General features: G+C 56.6%; 14 protein-coding genes. 9 read left to right on the top strand and 5 right to left on the bottom strand.

What is annotated here, in order from left to right; all coding sequences use genetic code 11:
• Positions 1–83 precede the first annotated feature (83 nt).
• Positions 84–1,742 carry a putative transporter gene (locus B9Y90_RS03750; protein ID WP_085540256.1) on the top strand — a complete coding sequence of 553 codons (1,659 nt, stop codon included), beginning with the start codon at positions 84–86 and terminating at the stop codon, positions 1,740–1,742.
• Here the strand turns inward: B9Y90_RS03750 and B9Y90_RS03745 are convergent.
• Positions 1,737–2,480, bottom strand: a complete 744-nt coding sequence (locus B9Y90_RS03745; RefSeq protein ID WP_039288883.1) for a GntR family transcriptional regulator — start codon at positions 2,478–2,480, stop codon at positions 1,737–1,739. The genes B9Y90_RS03750 and B9Y90_RS03745 overlap by 6 nt on opposite strands.
• Positions 2,481–2,704: 224 nt before the next feature.
• Between B9Y90_RS03745 and B9Y90_RS03740 the strand changes: the two genes are divergently transcribed.
• From B9Y90_RS03740 to B9Y90_RS03705, 8 genes are all read left to right on the top strand, one after another.
• Positions 2,705–4,327 carry an alpha-glucoside-specific PTS transporter subunit IIBC gene (locus B9Y90_RS03740; RefSeq protein WP_085540255.1) on the top strand — a complete coding sequence of 541 codons (1,623 nt, stop codon included), beginning with the start codon at positions 2,705–2,707 and terminating at the stop codon, positions 4,325–4,327.
• A complete protein-coding gene (locus B9Y90_RS03735) occupies positions 4,324–5,646 on the top strand; it encodes a 6-phospho-alpha-glucosidase (RefSeq protein ID WP_085540254.1) in 1,323 nt (440 codons plus the stop codon). The genes B9Y90_RS03740 and B9Y90_RS03735 overlap by 4 nt, the downstream gene beginning before the upstream one ends.
• Before the next feature lie 161 nt (positions 5,647–5,807).
• Positions 5,808–6,617, top strand: a complete 810-nt coding sequence (locus tag B9Y90_RS03730) for a hypothetical protein (protein ID WP_085540253.1) — start codon at positions 5,808–5,810, stop codon at positions 6,615–6,617.
• Positions 6,601–7,314: an RES family NAD+ phosphorylase gene (locus tag B9Y90_RS03725; protein ID WP_085540252.1), complete on the top strand. Its 714-nt coding sequence runs from the start codon at positions 6,601–6,603 to the stop codon at positions 7,312–7,314. The genes B9Y90_RS03730 and B9Y90_RS03725 overlap by 17 nt, the downstream gene beginning before the upstream one ends.
• A gap of 121 nt (positions 7,315–7,435) precedes the next feature.
• Positions 7,436–8,404, top strand: coding sequence for a cellulase family glycosylhydrolase (locus B9Y90_RS03720; protein WP_039296379.1), 969 nt, complete (start codon positions 7,436–7,438; stop codon positions 8,402–8,404).
• Between the two features lie 113 nt (positions 8,405–8,517).
• Positions 8,518–9,282, top strand: coding sequence for a basic amino acid ABC transporter substrate-binding protein (locus tag B9Y90_RS03715; RefSeq protein WP_085938922.1), 765 nt, complete (start codon positions 8,518–8,520; stop codon positions 9,280–9,282).
• Positions 9,283–9,321: 39 nt separating this feature from the next.
• A complete protein-coding gene (locus tag B9Y90_RS03710; RefSeq protein ID WP_008460679.1) occupies positions 9,322–10,086 on the top strand; it encodes an amino acid ABC transporter permease in 765 nt (254 codons plus the stop codon).
• The gene (locus B9Y90_RS03705) at positions 10,073–10,795 is read left to right on the top strand and encodes an amino acid ABC transporter ATP-binding protein (protein WP_008460680.1); all 723 of its coding nucleotides are present in this window, start codon (positions 10,073–10,075) and stop codon (positions 10,793–10,795) included. Before B9Y90_RS03710 ends, B9Y90_RS03705 begins: the two co-directional genes overlap by 14 nt.
• Positions 10,796–10,840: 45 nt before the next feature.
• On the opposite strand, the gene B9Y90_RS03700 is transcribed toward B9Y90_RS03705, so the two are convergent.
• The 4 genes from B9Y90_RS03700 to emrD form a co-directional block, all read right to left on the bottom strand.
• On the bottom strand, positions 10,841–11,824 hold the full coding sequence (locus B9Y90_RS03700) for a nucleoside hydrolase (protein WP_085540251.1): 984 nt from the start codon (positions 11,822–11,824) through the stop codon (positions 10,841–10,843).
• A 1-nt stretch (position 11,825) separates the two neighbouring features.
• Positions 11,826–12,857: a LacI family DNA-binding transcriptional regulator gene (locus B9Y90_RS03695; protein ID WP_085540250.1), complete on the bottom strand. Its 1,032-nt coding sequence runs from the start codon at positions 12,855–12,857 to the stop codon at positions 11,826–11,828.
• A gap of 91 nt (positions 12,858–12,948) precedes the next feature.
• Positions 12,949–14,343 (bottom strand): MFS transporter, encoded by a 1,395-nt coding sequence (locus tag B9Y90_RS03690; protein WP_085540249.1) that lies wholly within the window; start codon positions 14,341–14,343, stop codon positions 12,949–12,951.
• 284 nt (positions 14,344–14,627) lie between these two features.
• The gene (emrD, locus tag B9Y90_RS03685) at positions 14,628–15,812 is read right to left on the bottom strand and encodes a multidrug efflux MFS transporter EmrD (RefSeq protein WP_039288866.1); all 1,185 of its coding nucleotides are present in this window, start codon (positions 15,810–15,812) and stop codon (positions 14,628–14,630) included.
• Positions 15,813–16,108 lie beyond the last annotated feature (296 nt).

Below are 16,108 nucleotides of genomic sequence, written 5' to 3'. Positions count from 1 at the left end.
TTTTTGTGCTCCGCGCCCCATTATCCTCTCCGTAGCTCTGCCAGAATCCTTAGTAACAATAATGTTATTCACAGGGATTATATATGAGTGGAATAGCGTTAACCGTCAGCATGCTGGCGCTGGTTGCCGTCGTGGGATTGTGGATCGGTAATGTCAAGATCCGCGGAGTGGGCTTCGGGATCGGAGGCGTGCTGTTTGGCGGCATTATTGTCGGCCACTTTGTGAATCAGGCCGGGATTGGCCTGAACGGCGACATGCTGCACTTTATCCAGGAATTTGGGCTGATCCTGTTTGTTTACACGATAGGTATCCAGGTCGGGCCCGGCTTCTTCTCGTCCCTGCGCGTTTCCGGCCTGCGGCTAAATCTGTTCGCTATTCTCATCGTCGTGCTTGGCGCGCTGGTCACCGCAGTGGTCTACACGCTATTTGATGTGCCGTTGCCGGTGGTGCTGGGGATCTTCTCCGGTGCGGTCACCAATACACCAGCGTTGGGTGCCGGGCAGCAGATCCTGACCGATCTCGGCACGCCTGCACAATTGGTTGACCAAATGGGGATGAGCTACGCGATGGCCTATCCGTTTGGGATTTGCGGCATCCTGCTGACCATGTGGCTGTTACGCATGGCCTTTCGCGTCAGCGTTGACAAAGAGGCCCAGCAGTTTGAGGCCAGCAGCGGCCAAAATCACGCCCAGCTGCACACCATGAATATCTGCGTTGCCAACCCAAACCTGAATGGTCTGGCAATTCAGGACATCCCTATTCTTAACAGTGACGAAATAATCTGCTCCCGCCTCAAGCGCGGCGAACTGCTGATGGTGCCTTCTCCGGGGACGATCGTTCAGACTGGCGACCTGCTGCACCTGGTCGGGGCCGAAAAAGATCTGCACAAAGCGCTGCTGGTGATCGGCAACGAAGTGGATACTTCGCTTTCTACGCGAGGCACGGATCTGCGGGTTGAGCGCGTGGTGGTGACCAACGAAAAGGTGTTAGGCAAGAAGATCCGCGATCTGCATCTGAAGCAGAAATACGATGTGGTGATATCCCGCCTTAACCGCGCCGGGGTCGAGCTGGTGGCCAGCAGCAACGCCAGCCTGCAGTTTGGCGATATCCTCAATCTGGTCGGACGGCCTCAATCGATTGATGCGGTGGCCGCAGAGGTCGGTAACGCGCAGCACAAGCTACAGCAGGTGCAAATGCTGCCGGTGTTTATCGGCATCGGGCTCGGCGTACTGCTGGGCTCCATTCCGCTGTTTATCCCCGGCTTTCCGGCCGCGTTACGCCTTGGGCTGGCTGGCGGGCCGCTGATTATGGCGCTGATCCTCGGGCGCATCGGCAGCATCGGTAAGCTTTACTGGTTTATGCCGCCGAGCGCGAACCTGGCGCTGCGCGAGCTGGGTATCGTCCTGTTTCTGGCGGTGGTTGGGCTCAAGTCCGGCGGGGATTTTATCGACACGCTGCTGGTGGGTGACGGCGTAAGCTGGATTGGCTACGGCATTCTGATCACCGCGGTGCCGCTGATTACCGTCGGCCTGCTTGCTCGCCTGCTGGTGAAGATGAACTACCTGACGCTGTGCGGCATGCTGGCGGGCTCGATGACCGACCCGCCTGCGCTGGCCTTTGCCAATGGGTTGCATGCGACCAGCGGAGCCGCCGCGCTTTCTTACGCCACGGTTTACCCGCTGGTGATGTTCCTGCGCATTATTACGCCTCAGCTGCTGGCGCTACTTTTCTGGGGGCTATAGCTCACCGCCGCCCGACTGTTCGGGCGGCACTCTCGAATGATCCCGGCGGAGGTGGTAATCCACCTGATATTCGCTGGCATTTCTGAACATCACCGAATAGTTAAGAAATTCGCCTTTGTCGCTGTAGGAGAGCGAAGTGATGCGCAAAATCGGTGTCGCCTCGGCGATGTTCAACAGTTTTGCCGTTTTGGTGTCGGCAAGCACCGGCGTCAGCGTTTCATAGTTGCCGCTGATGACTATCTGGCATTCGTCTTCGATATAGCTGAATTTTGATCCTTCAAGGTGGGCCAACGACAGGTTGCGGAAGATTTTGACCGGCATGTAACTGTCTTCCACCATCAGCGGCTTGCCGCCGACGGCGCGCACGCGGCGGGAGTAATAAATTTTTTCGTCGATCTTAATGCGCAGTAGGCTGGCTATCGCCGGGGGCGCGGGCATCACGTTAAACTCCAGCACCTCACTCAGCACCTCTTTGCCCTGGCTGCGCATCACTTCCACAAAACCCGTGAGGTTGGTGGTTTCGTGGTGAACATCTTTTTTGGTGACCCAGGTGCCGCTGCCCTGGCGGCGCGTGACCAGTCCCCAGCCCACAAGCAAATCTACTGCTTTGCGAATCGTCATACGCGACACGCCAAATTCCTCGGCAAGCTTCTTTTCCCCAGGCAATGGGCTGCCGATGGTGTAGTCGGCAGAATTAAGCCGCAGTCTTAGTCGGTCAGCAATGGATTTGTAGATCATAGCTGGACATCTCCAGGCGTTATCCCGCCGTTATATGTCGGTTAATTGTCTAGTTTTAACTTTAAAAGTAGACAACTTTGACCAAATAAAAACCATGAATACGATCACGAATCGCTGCGCCTGACGCGGCGTGCCACCGCCCGCGCTCATATCCTCAGCTTCAGGCCAACTAAAAAAATAAGGCCGCCTCTTACTCTACGAAGTTGTTACATGAGGATTTAAAAATGCTCAGTCAAATACAACGCTTTGGTGGTGCAATGTTTACCCCGGTTTTGCTGTTCCCCTTTGCCGGGATCGTGGTCGGGCTTGCCATCATGCTGCGCAACCCGCTGTTTGTTGGCGAAGCGCTCACCGCACCCGACACCTTGTTTGCTCAAATTGTTCATATCATCGAAGAAGGCGGCTGGACGGTGTTCCGCAATATGCCGCTGATTTTCGCCGTGGGTCTGCCTATTGGTCTGGCAAAACAGGCCCAGGGACGTGCCTGCCTGACGGTACTGGTCAGTTTCCTGACCTGGAACTACTTCATCAATGCGATGGGGATGACGTGGGGACACTACTTCGGCGTCGATTTTAGCCTTGAACCCACGGCGGGCAGCGGCCTGACGATGATGGCCGGGATTAAAACGCTCGACACCAGCATCATCGGCGCGATTGTTATCTCCGGCATCGTCACCGCCATCCACAACCGCTACTTCGATAAGCCGCTGCCGGTGTTCCTCGGTATTTTCCAGGGCAGCTCTTTCGTGGTGATTGTAGCCTTCCTGGTGATGATCCCCTGCGCCTGGCTGACGCTGCTCGGCTGGCCAAAAGTGCAGCTCGGCATCGAATCGCTACAGGCGTTTTTACGCAGTGCCGGGGCGCTCGGCGTCTGGGTATACACCTTCCTTGAGCGCATTCTGATCCCGACCGGGCTGCACCACTTCGTCTATGGCCCGTTCATCTTCGGCCCGGCGGCGGTTGAAGGCGGCATTCAGGTGTACTGGGCGCAGCACCTGCAGGAATTCAGCCAGAGCACCGCTTCGCTGAAATCCTTGTTCCCGGAAGGCGGCTTCGCCCTGCACGGTAACTCGAAAGTGTTTGGCTCGGTGGGCATCGCGCTGGCGCTCTACTACACCGCCTCGCCGCAGAACCGCGTGAAGGTTGCCGGGCTGCTTATCCCCGCGACGTTAACCGCCATGCTGGTCGGCATTACCGAGCCGCTGGAATTCACCTTCCTGTTTATCTCTCCGCTGCTGTTCGCCGTTCACGCCTTCCTGGCCGCCTCGATGGCAACGGTGATGTACATGGCGGGCGTGGTAGGCAACATGGGCGGCGGCCTGCTTGACCAGTTCCTGCCGCAAAACTGGATCCCGATGTTCCATAACCATGCCTCGATGGTCTTTACCCAGATAGGCATCGGTATCGCCTTTACCGGCGTCTACTTCGTGGTTTTCCGCGCTCTGATTCTGCGTTTCAACCTGAAAACGCCGGGCCGGGAAGACAGCGAGATCAAACTCTACAGCAAGGCTGATTACCAGGCGGCACGGCAGCAAACCAGTGCGGCAGTCAGCCAGGATGCGAAGCACGGGCAGGCGCATGGCTTCCTGCAGGCGCTCGGCGGCGCGGCGAATATTGCCAGCCTGAACAACTGCGCGACTCGTCTGCGTATCACCCTCGGCGATATGGCTTTGACCGAAGCCGACGACGTGTTCAAAGCCCTTGGTGCCCACGGCGTGGTACGCAGCGGCAACGGTATTCAGGTGATTGTCGGGCTGCATGTCCCGCAAATTCGCGACCAGATTGAAACCCTTATCAAAGAGCAAGCTTCAGACGAACACCTATCCATGACGGAGGCAGTATCATGAAAAAATTCTCGGTAGTTGTAGCAGGCGGCGGCAGTACTTTTACTCCAGGCATCGTGCTGATGCTGTTGGCTAACCAGAACCGCTTCCCGCTGCGGGCGCTGAAGTTCTACGATAACGACGGCGCACGCCAGGAAACTATCGCCGAAGCCTGCAAAATCATCCTGAAAGAGCAGGCGCCGGATATCGACTTCAGCTATACCACCGACCCGCAGGAAGCGTTCAGCGACGTGGATTTTGTGATGGCGCACATCCGCGTGGGCAAATATCCAATGCGCGAAAAAGACGAGAAAATCCCACTGCGCCACGGCGTACTCGGCCAGGAAACCTGCGGCCCGGGCGGGATAGCCTACGGTATGCGCTCCATCGGTGGCGTGCTGGAGCTGGTGGATTACATGGAAAAATATTCGCCAAACGCCTGGATGCTGAATTACTCCAACCCGGCGGCCATTGTGGCGGAAGCGACCCGTCGCCTGCGGCCGAACTCAAAAATCCTGAATATCTGCGATATGCCTATCGGCATCGAAAGCCGCATGGCGCAGATTGTGGGCCTGAAGGATCGCAAAGAGATGAAGGTGCGTTACTACGGCCTGAACCACTTTGGCTGGTGGACCCACGTAGAAGATAAAGACGGCAACGATTTGATGCCTAAAATTCGCGAACATGTGGCTAAATATGGCTATGTACCGCCAAAAGACGAGCATGGGACCGAAGCCAGCTGGAACGACACGTTTGCCAAAGCAAAAGATGTCTGGGCGCTTGATCCGGACACGCTGCCGAACACCTATCTGAAATACTACCTCTATCCTGACTATGTGGTGCGGCACTCAAACCCGGAGCGCACCAGGGCAAACGAAGTGATGGATCACCGCGAGAAACACGTGTTTGGTTCCTGTAACGCCATTATCAGCGCCGGGAAATCCTCTGCGGGTGAGCTGGAAATTGACGAGCATGCTTCGTACATCGTTGACCTGGCGACGGCAATTGCCTTTAACACCCAGGAGCGGATGCTGCTGATTGTGCCGAACAACGGGGCCATCAATAACTTCGACCCGGAAGCGATGGTGGAAATTCCTTGTCTGGTAGGCAAAGACGGGCCGGAGCCGCTGGTGGTGGGGAACATCCCGCAGTTCCAGAAAGGGTTGATGAGCCAGCAGGTCGCCGTCGAAAAACTGGTGGTGGATGCCTGGGAACACCGCTCTTATCAGAAACTGTGGCAGGCGATTACCCTGTCGAAAACCGTGCCGAGCGCCTCCGTTGCCAAAGCGATTCTTGATGATTTGATTGAAGCGAACAAAGACTACTGGCCTGAATTGAAATAAGTTTTCTTAGGCTATTACGAAGCGCGGCGGAGACGTCGCGCTTTTTTTATGGCGATGCTTCCCAGATTGCCTTCCCCAGTCTGGACATTTTTTGTACCCGGCGATAAAGTGGTTAGGGTTATTAAGGTTAGATTGGTTAGTTGGGTTATTTGGAGGGCGCGATGGTATCAAGGCAAACCGGACGTATTGAGAAGAAAAAAGACCGGGTGCTGTTTGACAGCGAGAGCGTGAAACTCACGCTTGCAAAAGGCGTTCGCGAGCAAAACAGCAAGCGCGAAGCCGGGCTGACCCTGCAGCTTGCGCTTCGCGGTGGCGTTTCCGGGCTGGAAGAGCTGCATACCCAACTCACTCATCTGCTGGAGGCAACCGAAGAGCTACAAACGCAACAGCAGGCGCTGGAGCTTAATGACGGTTATGAAAAGCTGGTGGAACTCTATGGCGAGAAGCTTATCGGTGAGGGCGCGCTTGTCGCCCATGAACCAACAGCAAGCTACACTGCAGATTCATCAAAGCGTTACGCGGCACAAAGCAGTTTTCTTCCTCCGGCTCAGCAGCGCGAGGTGATTAACCAGGCCCGCCTGGCACAGGCGCGGGACAGGCTAACGGACGAAGGTTGGCTGACTACCCATGAAATCGCCATGTTGGGCGGTTACTCGACGAAGAATGTCTCGGCTCAGCCAACGCGCTGGAAGGCGGCTGGAAAAATTTTCTCGGTCATCAAACGCGGCGTTGGGAATGTCTATCCGCGCTATGGCCTTGATGAAAACTACCGTCCTCTACCTGTAATGAAAGTCATTCTGGATGCCTTCGCTCAGCACAAAACGGCCTGGGGGCTGGCAGAATGGTTTGCGACTTCTAACGGCCTGCTGGCGGGAAAAACACCTGCCGAAATGATTGCTACTTATCCGGCGAACGTGCTTCAGGCCGCTGAATACGAGGTCAGGAGGCTGCAGGATGGCGCCGAAGGATGAGGCCAAAACGAGAGCCCTTTTTGGCGAGCCTGTGCGGCTTGCCCCTGAACTTCCTGAACCGGGAGACGCGATCCCGATTTTTAAAGAAACTTTGCCGGCGGGAAAGATCCTTTATCGCTGTCATGCCCTGATCTGGCCTGGCAACGGTTTTAATCCTGGGCGCGAACTGACCGGTAACGATTGCGGTGCCAGGTTCAGCCCCTTCAAAGATAGGCAGGGGCGGCTGGTGCCGAGTCTGTATGCGGCAGACAGCATGGCAGGAGCGCTGGCCGAAACGCTTTTTCACGACCTGATTGGCGGCGAGCGGCGGGGGTTTTTATCCATCAGGCCGTGGCGGCACTGGGGAATGAGCCAGCTGGTGCTCAGGCGAGAGCTGACGCTGGTGACGCTTAAAACGGCAGACCTTTACCGGATGGGGTTATCAAAGCAGCTTTTTCTGTTAAGCGACCGCCCGGTTTACCCGCAAACGCAGCGCTGGGCGCGCGCGATTCACGATCAAAATCCCGCCATTGACGGCATGGTCTGGAAATCCCGACAGCATGATGACAGCAGTGCTTTCCTTTTTTATGGCGACAGAACTCGTCCTGAGGATTTAGCATTTCAGCACGAAGCTTGTGGGATATTTTCAACGCCAGAAGTGGTGGAAGAGATTGTGAAGATGGCAGACAGGCTCGGCATTGTGCTCAGCGACGAGTAGTTCGCTTTGGCAATCCTTCACACTCTGCATCACCATTCATTTTTTATTGCAATCCTCACTCCCCGCAAACGGTAAAAGCATGCTAAATATTAGTTTTCCTTCGCTAAGTAACGTGCCGCCGATGTTAAAGCCAACTCTTATTCTGGTTGCCCTCTCTTTCTGTGCCAGTTCGTTTGCTGCGCAGCAGGATGTTTTGCCGCCCACCTGGACCAGCCAGCTTGGAGTGGGGATGAACGTTGACTGGGCGGTAACAGAGCGAGGCATCCGCGAATTTGACCCTCTGACGGTGCGTGACTTTCAGCAGCGAGGCTTTGGCCATGTCCGTATTCGCGTTGCGGGGCCAATAACCCATCAGAAACTGGTGCATTTACGGCGCATCGTTGATGCCTGCGAGCAATACCATATCGTGCCGGTGATCAGCTACCGGGCAGCGGAGCTGAAAGCGAAACCGACCGCTGAAAATGCGGAAGATATTGTTGAGTGGTGGACGACCGTGGCGCGCTTTTTTGCCAAAAATGACGATTCGCTGGTATTCGATATCATCGGGCAGCCGGAGGAGAAACTCAGCGCCAACCCTCAGTTGCTCAACCAGATTTACGACAAAACCGTGAAGGCGATTCATAAAATCAGCCCTCAGCGGCATATCTTTGTTGCGCCACGCAACCACGCCTCCCCGGAAGCGCTGGCCACGCTTAAAATTCCTGAATCCCGCCATGGACTGGTCATGGCAGACTGGCACCTGATGCCGGGCGGCCCAAAAAACTGGAACGGCAAAACCTGGAACGGAAAAAACCAGTGGACGACGGGGACGGATGCGGAAAAAGCGGCGATCCATGCCCGCATTGAAACTGCCGTGCACTGGCAGCAGAAAACCGGCCACCTTTCCTGGGTCGGCAACTGGTCTCCTGGCAGTAAACTGCCGGTCGATCAGCAGGTTGCGATGGCGACGTTTGTCGCCTGTGAATTGCAAAAAGCGCAGATTCCGTATGCAGTCAACGGCGATGAGAAATTCTACGATGGGGAAGAGGGCGCCTGGCGGCCCGATATGGCGCCAGTGCTGGACGCCATTCTCAAGCCTCAGTGCCAGTAATTATCACTCAGCGTGAATTATCTGTTGCTGCATTTCGGGTAATTATGTATTTTTATGCATATTAACTGCATAAAAACATCATATATCCAGGGGCTTCTATGTTTACTAAAGCGATGAAATCAGTAGTGGCTGGCGGGTGTTTGCTCGCGGCATTGTTCAGTTCTGCTCAGGCGCTGGCGCAAACCTACGTCGTGGGTTCCGGTGGCACCTACCGCCCGTTTGAATACGAAAACAGCCAGAAACAGCTGGAAGGTTTCGATATTGACATCATCAAAGCCATCGCTAAAGCCGAAGGGTTTGATATCAAGCTGGTTAACACGCCGTGGGAAGGTATCTTCGCCACGCTGAACTCCGGCGATCGCGACATCATCATTTCCGGTATTACCATCACTGACAAACGTAAAGCGATGGTCGATTTCTCCACACCGTACTTCCCGGCCGAGCAATCTATTGTGGTACCGACCGATTCTAAAGTGGACTCCGTAACTTCGCTGAAAGGCAAAAAAGTGGGCGTGGTTAACTCCAGCACCGGCGACATTGTGGTGTCCGACGTTCTGGGTAAAAACAGCACCGACATCAAGCGCTTTGACAACACGCCGCTGATGCTGCAGGAACTGACAGAAGACGGTATCGACGCCGCCGTGGGCGACGTGGGCGTGGTGAAGTACTACATCAAATCCCACCCGGAAAAACCGCTGAAGCTGGTGCCGGACAGCAAGTTTGAGCGCCAGTACTTCGGCATCGCGGTTGCTAAAGGCAACACCGAGCTGAAAGGCAAAATCGACGCTGGCCTGAAGAAAATCATTGCCGACGGCACCTACGCTAAAATTTACGCCACCTGGTTCGACAACAACGTTCCAACCCTCCCGGCAGAGTAATTATCAATCGGGGCCGTTCCGGCCCCAAAAAGGACAGGTATGACCGGATTTCGCTGGGAGATAATCTCAGAATATGCGCCGTTGTTTATGCAGGGCGCGCTGATGACCATCAAGTGCACCATTATCTGCGTGATTTTAGGCACAACTTGGGGGCTGCTACTTGGGCTTGGCCGTATGGCTCACGCCGATGACGGCCCGTGGAAGCACGTGCTGCGTTATGCCGTGCAGTGGCCGGTGCGCGTTTACGTCAGCGCGTTTCGCGGCACGCCTTTGTTCGTGCAGATCATGGTGGTTCACTTTGCGCTGGTGCCGCTGTTTATTAACCCGCGCGACGGGATCATGATCACCAGCGGGATGATGTCCGTGGACTTCGCCCGCGACCTTCGCTCCGAATACGGCGCGTTTCTCTCCTGCGTGGTGGCGATCACCCTCAACGCCGGGGCCTACGTGTCCGAGATTTTCCGCGCCGGTATTCAGTCCATCGACAAAGGGCAGATGGAAGCGTCACGGGCGCTGGGCATGGGCTGGGGCAAAACGATGCGTAAGGTTATCCTGCCGCAGGCGTTCCGCCGCATTCTACCGCCGCTGGGCAACAACGCGATTGCCATTGTGAAAGACTCATCGCTGGCCTCCGCCATCGGTCTCGCCGACCTGGCCTACGCGGCGCGTACCGTTTCCGGCGCTTACGCGACCTATTGGGAACCGTACCTGACCATCTCCGTGGTGTATTGGGTGCTGACGTTCCTGCTTTCGCTGCTGGTGCAACATATGGAAAAGAGGTTTGGCAAAAGTGATTCACGTTAAGGATTTACAGAAACAGTTTGGCAAAACTCACGTACTGCGCGGCATCTCCTGCGATATCGCGCCTCAGGAAGTGGTTTGCGTGATTGGCCCTTCCGGCTCCGGCAAAAGTACGTTTCTGCGCTGCCTGAACGCGCTGGAAAAACCGGACGGCGGCGAAGTCGTGGTTAACGGTTTTGCGGTACACGACCCAAAAACCAACCTCAACACGCTGCGCGAAGGCGTGGGCATGGTGTTCCAGCGTTTTAACCTGTTCCCGCACATGACGGTGCTGGAAAACCTGATTATGGCGCCCATGTCGCTGAAAGGGCTGTCCAAAGCGGAAGCGGTGAACCGCGCCGAAAAGCTGCTGCAAAAGGTAGGGCTGCTGGACAAAATCGACGCTTGGCCTTCGAGCCTTTCCGGCGGCCAGCAGCAGCGCGTGGCGATTGCCCGTGCGCTGGCGATGGAGCCGTCGATTATTCTGTTCGACGAGCCAACTTCGGCGCTGGATCCTGAACTTGTCGGTGAAGTGCTGGCGGTGATGAAACAGCTGGCGCAGGAAGGGATGACGATGATTATCGTGACCCACGAAATGGGCTTTGCCCGCGAAGTGGCGGACCGGGTGATTTTCATTGACCAGGGCGTGATTCAGGAACAGGGTGTGCCGGCGCAGATCTTTAGCGCGCCGCAGAACCCGCGAACTCAGGCCTTCCTCAGCAAGGTTCTGTAAAAAAGGGCGCTTATGCGAAGGGCGCTTATGCGCCCTTTCTCGTTTTTATGCAAACTGGCGGATATGCCGGTCGATAAGCGCCAGCAGCCTCTGGTTATCCACGGTTTGCAGCAGCTTCACCGGCTTGCCCTGCGGGGCGTCAACGTTCACCGCCAGCCGTAAATGTTCCGGACCATAGCGCAAGGTTCTGCCGCGACTCAGCCCGCTCAGAGAGACATCCACATAATCTTCCGTCCAGCTCACCAGTTCCGGCTCAAGCAGCCAGGCGACGGTCAGTACGTCGTGGATCCAGCAGCCAGGCAATTGGCGAGTTTGCATGGAAAAATCCATCCACGGGCGAATGGTGTCCACGAGAAAATGGCTCAGGCGGTTATCGCAGGTGGCCAGCGTGTCTAAATCCTGGTGCGTCATCATAGTTTGGGTGGTGACGTCCATCGGCACCAGAACGATGTTTGCGCCGCTGGTTAGCACAGCGTGTGCGGCCTCCGGGTCAACGCCGAAGTTGGTGTCCTTCAGGTAGCCGTCAACGTTAAACACGCCGCCCATGATCACAATCTCTTTTACCGCGCTCGCCATCTGCGGGTAAAGCTGCAAAGCCAGCGCCACGTTGGTCAACGGGCCGATAGCTATCAGCGTGATTTCACCGGGATTTGTACAGATAAGTTCGCCCATCTCATGCACCGCCAGCGGGGCTACTTCGGCCAGCATTTGCGGGGCATTAACGTCCTTCCACAGGTGGCGCAGGCCCACTTTATCGACTTTATGATCCAGATGTTCCCTCCACGGTGCTGAAGGCTCGATCAGCGCGCGCGAAGCGCCACGGGCGACCTCAACGGACATACCCAGGCGAGCAACTAAATCTGACGCGACGGCGTAGCCCACTTCGCTTGGCGTATTGCCGGACACGGTGGTAATCAGCTCCAGAGAAATCTCCGGCGCCGCCAGCGCCAGGGCAAGGGCCAGACCGTCGTCTACGTTAGCCCCGGCAACGCCGTTACCCGGATCGCAATCGATAATTAAACGCTTCATGTTACTTATAACTTCCTGCTGTGGTGAGGGAGCGGCAGCCGCAGGACTCGCCAATCTCCAGCTCAAAATCGAATTCGTGTTTATGCGGCTGCCCGTCCCACTTTTTCAACATCTCAATGGCCTTCTTCGCCATCTGAGTGACCGGCTGGCGAACCGTCGTTAAAGAGGGCACGTTGAAGGCCGATTCCAGGGTGCCGTTGAAGCACACCAGGGCCAGGTCTTTCGGCGCGGAAAGCCCGTGTTCAGACAGCGCTCTCAGGCAGCCAAAGGCCTGCTGTTCATTGGTGGCAAACAGCGCGCGGGGCAATTTGCCAGCCAGCATTTGCTGTGTGGCGTCGTAGCCGCCCTGGCGGGTGTAATCCGTTGAAAAAATCCATTCAGGGCGCACGGTAAGGCCCGCGTCTTCCAGCGCCAGCCGCCAGCCGCTGATGCGATCCTGAGTGTTCAGCATCTCCTGCGGCCCGCAAATAATGGCGATATCGCGATAGCCGTGCTCAATCAGATGGCGGGTTGCGCGCCGCGCGGCGTGCTGCTCGTTAACCTGAATCGAGCAAACGTTCAGCTCCGGCTCAACCCTGTCCAGCATCACGCAAGGTGTGCCGCTGGCCTGGATAAGATCGATGTAAGGGTGCCTGTCGACGCTGGTATAAATCAGCCCGTCCACCTGGCGATGCAGCAGGTTATTGATAAGCTCCAGCTCGCGGGCGCGGTCATCGCCGGAATCCCCCAGCAGCAAGACCCGGCCATCGGCAAAGGCCTCCTGCTGGAGCGCGTGCGCCATGGACGAGATAAAAGGGTTGGCGATATTGGGCACGACTAAGCCATAGGTGCGCGTGGTGCCGCTGGCCAAGGCCCTGGCAATGCCGTTTGGGCGGTAGCCGGTTTTCTTGATGGCGGCGAGCACGCGCTCACGCGTCGCCTGCGCGACCGGACGCGGGCCGTTGTTAATCACGTAGCTGACGACCGCGACGGAAGTCCCTGCTTCTTTGGCGACTTCAGCGCGGGTAACGCGGTGTACTTGAGGCTTAGTCACTGAATACCTGCTTTATTTGGCTGGCGGGCGATAAACGGAGCCACAGCATAAAGCTTTGCTCCGTAAAAATCGCCGTCAACTCTGTGACAAATCAAATAGCGTCTTCCGGCAGATTAAGGTCGCGCCCCCGGGTTTCCGGCGCAAAGAAGGTGGTCACCAGCCCGATGCCCGCCATCACTGCAAAGTAGAGCGCGATAGGCCACCAGTGCCCGGTCCAGGAGAGCAGCGCGGCGGCAATCAGTGGCGCAGTTCCGCCGGAAAGCATAGACCCCAGCTCTTTGGCAAACGCCATCTTGGTATAGCGATTTGTCACGCCAAAAAGCTCCACGCCCCAGGCCGCCTGCACGCCGAAAATCCCCAGTGAAGCCAACCCCATGCCGACGACAATGGTTGGAATAACGATCATCGGCTCGCGTGAGTCCAGCAGCATAAAGGCCGGGAAAGCGTAGAGAATCAGCAGCAGGCAGAACCAGCGGTAAACGATCCGGCGGCCAAAGCGGTCGGAGAGCCAGCCGGCAAAAGGAATAATGGCGAAGCCCAGCACCGAGGCGATCAGCACCGCCAGAGTGGGGACGGATTTATCCACCGCCAACACTTTGGCGACGTAGCCAATGATAAAACCCTGGGCGAGATAAGAAGGACCGTTCTCACCAATGCGTAGCCCGACCATGGTCCAGAAGGCGCGGGTCCGCTGCCAGAAACTGCGTGGATCTTTCTGCTGCTCGGCCAGCCCCTTTTCCCGCACCTGTTTACGCTCGGCTTCCAGCAGCGCTTTTTGGCGCTCAAATACCGGGGTTTCACGCAGGTGCTGGCGAATAATCAGGGCAACAGCGGCAATCAGCATGCTGCACAGGAACGGAATACGCCAGCCCCAGGCAAGCAGCGTCTCTTTATCCATTTGCAGCACCAGCAACCAGGTCAGAGAAGCCAGCAGCGTGCCGCTGTTGGAGCCCAGCCCGATAATGGAGGACACCAGGCCACGGCGTTTCACCGGGGCGTATTCACCCAGCATAACGGTGCCGCCGGACAGCTCCGCACCCGCGCCAAGCCCCTGGGCAAAACGCAGAATAACGAGGCAGGTTGGCGCCCAGACGCCAATTTGCGCGTAGCTCGGGATCAGGCCAATAAGCGTGGTGGAGCAGCCCATCAGCGCAATGGTAATGACCATCACCATTTTTCTGCCGTAGCGGTCGCCCAGCCAGCCAAACAGCAGGGCGCCTATTGGCCGGGCAACAAAGCCTACGGAGTAAGCGGCAAAGCTGGAGAGTAGCGCCATGACAGGCGTGGCATCCGGGAAGAACACATCGCCAAAAATGATCCCGGCCGCCAGGCCATAAAGCGCGAAGTCCGCGTATTCCATTGTGGTACCGAGCCAGCAGGAGAAGGTGGCGCGAATAAAATCACGTTTACCTTCCGGCGTGGCCAGGCGCTCTTCTGCCGCGTGCTGTGCATCGGCCGGAGGAGGGGAAAAAGTGCTTGTCGTCATTAGAGTTCTCACAGAGATCGAACGTTATCTGTTGGCGAAGATGCCATTTTTAATCATTTCTCGCAGTGTATCTACGCGCGTAGATTGATCAAATAATTAAACCGGAAGTGAGAGTAAGGTAACTAAATGACAAAAATATGACGGGGAAGATGACCCTCACCCTAACCCTCTCCCTGGAAGGGAGAGTGGATGGAACAGCGTGCTGGGTAAAGTGAGGAGCTAATCAGATGCCGGATTTTCTCCCTCGCCCCTCCGGGGAGAGGGCCGGGGTGAGGGGCCGTAAACTAAACTGTCTCACCATGATGCTGAAAACGCTGCGCCAGCGGCAGCCAGCAGCACAGGATCAGCACGCCCATCGCCGTCATCAACATCCCGATGCTGTACTGCCCGGTTTGCGGCATCAGCGCGGAGAACCATGCCATCACGCCGGAGCCGATGTTTTGCAGGCCGCCAACCAGCGCCCCTGCGGTGCCGGCGAGGAACGGGAATGGCTCCATCGCGCCGCTGGTCGCCAGCGGGAACAGCATGCCCGCGCCGAAGAAGAACAGCGCCGCAGGCACCAGCAGCGTCCAGATATTCATGATGCCAAACCAGCCAGGGATCCACATCAGAATACCGGCGAACAGGCAGCTTAATACCGCCTGCCACATCAGGCTGGAGAAACGCACGTTCTGGCGACCCGCATACCAGGAGCCAAAAAACGCCGCCGGAATAGGCAGAATAAACAGAATGCTGACCACCACGCCGTTCAGGCCGAGTACGCCGCCCATCAGCACGCCGGAGCAGGCCTCAAACACCGCCACGCCCGCCAGGCCACCGACCAGCATCAGCAGATAGCAGTTAAAGGAGATATTACCGAGCAGCATTTTGTAGCTGCGCATCAGACGCGGCGGCGTGGCGTCAACCGGGCGGGTTTCAGGCAGCCAGCGCCACATAGAAAATGCCACAATGGCACACAGCAGCAGCAAGAAGCCGTAGCAGGCCCGCCAGCCCCAGACGCTGTCCAGCATCCCGCCAATAACCGGCGCCAGTAACGGGCTCACCAGAATACCCATGTTCAGCAGGCTGTTGGCCTGGCGTAAATCACCGCCTTCGTAGAGATCGCGCGGCATGGTTCTCGCCATCACGCCTGCGACCCCGGTGCCCATGCCCTGCAGGGCGCTCGCCAGCACCAGAATATGCAAATTAGTGGTAAACAGCGCGCCGAGCGTCGCCAGCATGAAAATCACCATGCCGGCGAGGATCACCGGGCGGCGGCCAATGCGATCGGAAAGCGGGCCATAAAACAGCTGAGACACGCCGTAGGTAAACAAATAGGCCGCCATCACGCGCTGAATTGCGCCGCTGCGCACGCCCATTTCATGAGCCATATCGGGAATAGAAGGAATATAAATCGTCTGTGTCATCTGCCCGACAGCAACCAGCAGAATCAACATCATCAGCAGGTGGATATTGGCTAACTTTCTCATGGCGTCCGATCGTTTACCTGAAAAAAGAGAGAGGCTTCGCAGCGTATTTTGCTGTGTATGTTTTGAAAGCGAGAGGAATCTATCACAACGGAAGCAATAAGCCAGATGATGAGGCTGTTTTAACAACAGATTTACGTGTTCGTTTGTAAAGCGAAAGCGGCAATTTTTATTGCCACCAAATGCCTGTTTTTGCCCCGCAACGGTGCAATCTTCGTTAACCCTCAGGGAATTACATTTATTTACATGTTAAATACAAATGCGTATATTTCTCATCCGCATTTAATGGTGCGCGTCTT

Source organism: Cedecea sp. NFIX57 (genome assembly GCF_900177785.1).
GTDB classification, from domain to species: domain Bacteria; phylum Pseudomonadota; class Gammaproteobacteria; order Enterobacterales; family Enterobacteriaceae; genus Cedecea; species Cedecea neteri_C.
The sequence above is the reverse complement of the archived record's forward strand: the minus strand, read 5'-3'. Positions and strand labels throughout refer to the sequence as shown.

Coding starts and splice junctions, on each gene's coding strand:
- B9Y90_RS03750 (WP_085540256.1), top strand. CDS start 84: ATGAGTGGAATAGCGTTAACCGTCAGCATGCTGGCGCTGGTTGCCGTC.
- B9Y90_RS03745 (WP_039288883.1), bottom strand. CDS start 2,480: ATGATCTACAAATCCATTGCTGACCGACTAAGACTGCGGCTTAATTCT.
- B9Y90_RS03740 (WP_085540255.1), top strand. CDS start 2,705: ATGCTCAGTCAAATACAACGCTTTGGTGGTGCAATGTTTACCCCGGTT.
- B9Y90_RS03735 (WP_085540254.1), top strand. CDS start 4,324: ATGAAAAAATTCTCGGTAGTTGTAGCAGGCGGCGGCAGTACTTTTACT.
- B9Y90_RS03730 (WP_085540253.1), top strand. CDS start 5,808: ATGGTATCAAGGCAAACCGGACGTATTGAGAAGAAAAAAGACCGGGTG.
- B9Y90_RS03725 (WP_085540252.1), top strand. CDS start 6,601: ATGGCGCCGAAGGATGAGGCCAAAACGAGAGCCCTTTTTGGCGAGCCT.
- B9Y90_RS03720 (WP_039296379.1), top strand. CDS start 7,436: ATGTTAAAGCCAACTCTTATTCTGGTTGCCCTCTCTTTCTGTGCCAGT.
- B9Y90_RS03715 (WP_085938922.1), top strand. CDS start 8,518: ATGAAATCAGTAGTGGCTGGCGGGTGTTTGCTCGCGGCATTGTTCAGT.
- B9Y90_RS03710 (WP_008460679.1), top strand. CDS start 9,322: ATGACCGGATTTCGCTGGGAGATAATCTCAGAATATGCGCCGTTGTTT.
- B9Y90_RS03700 (WP_085540251.1), bottom strand. CDS start 11,824: ATGAAGCGTTTAATTATCGATTGCGATCCGGGTAACGGCGTTGCCGGG.
- B9Y90_RS03690 (WP_085540249.1), bottom strand. CDS start 14,343: ATGACGACAAGCACTTTTTCCCCTCCTCCGGCCGATGCACAGCACGCG.
- emrD (WP_039288866.1), bottom strand. CDS start 15,812: ATGAGAAAGTTAGCCAATATCCACCTGCTGATGATGTTGATTCTGCTG.